The sequence below is a fragment of the Blastococcus sp. MG754426 genome (assembly GCF_021699055.1).
Taxonomy (GTDB): Bacteria; Actinomycetota; Actinomycetes; order Mycobacteriales; family Geodermatophilaceae; genus Blastococcus.
The window spans coordinates 1-3,632 of sequence record NZ_SSXC01000135.1; the positions used below are offsets into that span (position 1 = coordinate 1).

A 3,632-nucleotide genomic window follows, 5' to 3' on the forward strand; every position below is an offset into this window, starting at 1 on the left:
CTCCGGAGGAAGCACCCCGTGACCGACCCGACCGCCCCCGCCCCGCACACCCGGCTCTGGGGCGGGCGCTTCGGTGGTGGCCCGTCCCCGGCGATGGCCGCGCTGTCCAAGTCGACCCACTTCGACTGGAAGCTCGCCCCCTTCGACCTGGCCGGCTCCCGGGCGCACGCCCGCGTGCTGCACCGCGCCGGGCTGCTCGCCGACGACGAGCTCGACCTGATGCTCGGCGCGCTGCGCGAGCTGTCCGACGAGGTGGCCGCCGGCACGTTCGTCGCGGTCGAGTCCGACGAGGACGTGCACGAGGCCCTCGAGCGCGGGCTCACCGAGAAGCTGGGGGCGCTGGGCGGCAAGCTGCGCGCGGGCCGCAGCCGCAACGACCAGATCGCCACCGACCTGAGGCTCTACCTGCGGCACACCGTGCGGGCGCTGGTCGGCGAGCTGTCCTCGCTGGAGTACGCGCTGGTCGGCCTCGCCGAGCGGTACCTTGACGTCGCCGCACCCGGCATGACGCACCTGCAGCACGCCCAGCCGGTGCTCTTCGCCCACCAGCTGCTGGCCCACGCGCACGCCTTCGCCCGCGACGTCGACCGGCTGCGGGACTGGGACCGGCGGGCAGCCGTGAGCCCCTACGGTTCCGGCGCGCTGGCCGGCTCCTCGCTGCCGCTGGACCCCGACGCCGTCGCCGCCGAGCTCGGCTTCGACCGCGCCTCGGACAACTCGATCGACGGGGTCAGCGACCGCGACTTCGCCGCCGAGTTCTGCTTCGCCGCCGCGCTGATCGGCGTGCACCTCTCCCGGCTCGGGGAGGAGGTCGTGCTCTGGACGTCGACCGAGTTCGGCTGGGCCCGCCTGGACGACGCCTGGGCCACCGGGTCGTCGATCATGCCGCAGAAGAAGAACCCCGACATCGCCGAGCTGGCCCGGGGCAAGTCGGGTCGTTTCGTCGGCAACCTGACCGGCCTGCTCACCATGCTGAAGGGGCTGCCGCTGGCCTACGACCGGGACCTGCAGGAGGACAAGGAGCCGGTCTTCGACTCCATGGAGCAGCTGCTGCTGCTCCTGCCGGCGGTCACCGGGATGGTCGCGACGCTGACCCTGCGGCCCGAGGTGCTGGAGGCAGCCGCGCCGCAGGGCTTCGCGCTGGCCACCGACGTCGCGGAGTGGCTCGTCCGCCAGGGGGTGCCCTTCCGGTCGGCGCACGAGATCTCCGGCGCGATGGTGGCCTACTGCGAGGAGGCGGGGCTCGAGCTCGACCAGCTGGACGACGAGCAGCTGGCCGGCATCGACGAGCGGCTCACCCCCGACGTGCGGTCGGTGCTGTCGGTGCCGGGCGCGCTGGCCGCGCGGTCGGCCCGCGGTGGGACGGCGCCCGAGCGCGTCGCCGGGCAGCTGGTCCAGCTCGCCGAGGCGGCGCGGCAGCACGCGGAGTGGGCGGTGTCCTCGCCCGTGGCGGCGGCCCTCTGAGCGCGCCGGTGCACGGGCCGGGGCCGCTGGTCCGGGCCCAGGAGCTGCTGGGGCCGGTCGACGAGGTCGCGTCGTCGCTGCTGGGCTGCTGGGTCGTGACCGACCGCCCGGAGGGCACCGTCGCGCTGCGGCTGACCGAGGTCGAGGCCTACTCCGGGTCGGGGGTGGACGCCGCCGCGCACTCCCACCGCGGTCCCACGCCGCGGGCGGCGATCATGTTCGGCCCGCCCGGGCGGCTGTACGTGTACTTCTCCTACGGGGTGCACTGGTGCGCTAACGTCGTCGTCGGCCACGAGGGCGAGGGCTCGGCGGTCCTGCTCCGGGCCGGTGATGTCGTGGCGGGGGAGGAGCTGGCCCGGTCCCGCCGTCCGGCGGCACGCACCGCGCGCGACCTGGCCGGCGGGCCTGCCCGGCTGACCCAGGCCCTCGCCATCGGGCGCCCCGACCTCGGCACCGACCTGCTCGACGGCTCCTCCCCGGTGCGGCTGCACCGGGGAGCTCCGCCGGCCGGTGTGTCGGCCGGGCCCCGGGTCGGGATCAGCGTGGCCACCGACCTCCCCTGGCGGTTCTGGGAGACCGGGGCCGCGTCGGTGAGCGCCTTCCGCCCGGGCGGCCGACCGCGCCGCGGCCGGGGCGGGCAGGATGGTGCCCCGTGACCGACGTGATCGACGAGCTGCACCGCCGCGGGCTGATCGCCCAGAGCACCGACGAGGCCGCACTGCGGGCCCACCTCGCCGAGGGGCCGGTCACCTACTACGCGGGCTTCGACCCGACGGCGCAGAGCCTGCACGTCGGGCACCTGCTCCAGTTCATGGTGCTGCGGGCGCTGCAGCGGGCCGGGCACCAGCCCGTCGTCCTCGTCGGCGGGGCGACCGGGCTGATCGGCGACCCGCGCCCGTCGGCCGAGCGCCAGCTCAACGACCGCGACACCGTGGCGACCTGGGTGCAGCGCATCCGCGAGCAGGTCGCGCCCTTCCTGGAGGTGCCGGCCGAGGCGGACGGCACGCGCGCCCCGGTCTACGTCGACAACCTGGACTGGACGGCGCCGGTCTCGGCGATCGACTTCCTCCGCGAGCTGGGCAAGCACTTCCGGGTCAGCCAGATGCTGGCCAAGGAGGCGGTGTCCGCCCGCCTGAACTCGGAGGCGGGCATCAGCTACACGGAGTTCAGCTACCAGATCCTGCAGGCCAACGACTTCCGCGAGCTGCACCGCCGGCACGGGGTCACGCTGCAGACCGGAGGCTCCGACCAGTGGGGCAACCTGACCGCCGGCATCGACCTGGTCCGCCGCACCGAGGGTGCGCGGGTGCACGCGCTCTCGACGCCGCTGGTCACGAAGTCCGACGGGACCAAGTTCGGGAAGTCCGAGGGCGGGGCCGTCTGGCTGGACCCGGCGCTGACGTCGCCGTACGCCTTCTTCCAGTTCTGGCTCAACGCCGACGACGCCGACGCCCGGGCGTGGTTGCCGCTCTACTCCGAGCGCCCGGCCGAGGAGGTGTCGGCGCTGGTGACCGAGAGCCTCGAGCGGCCGGCCGCCCGGACGGCGCAGCGCGCACTGGCCGAGGAGCTCACCCTGCTGGTGCACGGGCCCGAGCAGCTCCGCCAGGCCGAGGCGGCCGGCCGCGCGCTCTTCGGCCGCGAGGACCTGCGCTCCCTGGACGGGGCGACCCTCGGCGCGGCGCTGCAGGAGGCCGGCAGCATCACCGTCGACGGCGAGCTGCCCACGGTGGCCCAGCTGCTGCAGCAGACCGGCCTGGTGGGGTCGCTGTCCGAGGCCCGGCGCACGGTCAAGGAGGGCGGGGCCTACCTGAACAACGAGCGGGTGACCGATGGCGAGACCCGCCCCGGCGAGGACGCCTGGCTCCCCGGGGGGTGGCTCGTCCTGCGTCGCGGGCGCCGCTCGATCGCCGGTGTCCGGCGGGGCGCCTGAGCCCCTCGGGGCGGGTGAACGCCGGGCGACGGCCGTGTGACGGCAGCGTGTCGGGCGTCACGGCGCCCCCGGTTTGACGTCCGGTGGAGCGCCCGTGTAACTTTCTCTTTGCGCCGCGCGGCCCGGGAGGGCCGCCGGGCCGGGGCCTGCGGGTAGCGGGTGCACCGGAAACCGGCGTAGAGTTGGACATCCAGCCAGGGACGAAGCCCGGAAGGGTCGAGTTTCTGCGCGTCCGCTC

General features: G+C 75.1%; 3 protein-coding genes. All 3 read left to right on the forward strand.

The features are described 5' to 3' along the window. Nucleotides 1-18 precede the first annotated feature (18 nt). Genes argH through tyrS form a run of 3 tightly spaced genes read left to right on the forward strand, consistent with a single transcriptional unit; the run spans nucleotide 19 to nucleotide 3,394 of the window. On the forward strand, nucleotides 19-1,464 hold the full coding sequence (gene argH / locus E9549_RS22440) for an argininosuccinate lyase (protein WP_308113137.1): 1,446 nt from the start codon (nucleotides 19-21) through the stop codon (nucleotides 1,462-1,464). 8 nt (nucleotides 1,465-1,472) lie between these two features. After that, nucleotides 1,473-2,120, forward strand: coding sequence for a DNA-3-methyladenine glycosylase (locus E9549_RS22445; protein WP_236828809.1), 648 nt, complete (start codon nucleotides 1,473-1,475; stop codon nucleotides 2,118-2,120). Continuing rightward, a complete protein-coding gene (gene tyrS, locus E9549_RS22450) occupies nucleotides 2,117-3,394 on the forward strand; it encodes a tyrosine--tRNA ligase (RefSeq protein WP_236828810.1) in 1,278 nt (425 codons plus the stop codon). The genes E9549_RS22445 and tyrS overlap by 4 nt, the downstream gene beginning before the upstream one ends. The last annotated feature ends 238 nt before the right edge of the window (nucleotides 3,395-3,632 follow it).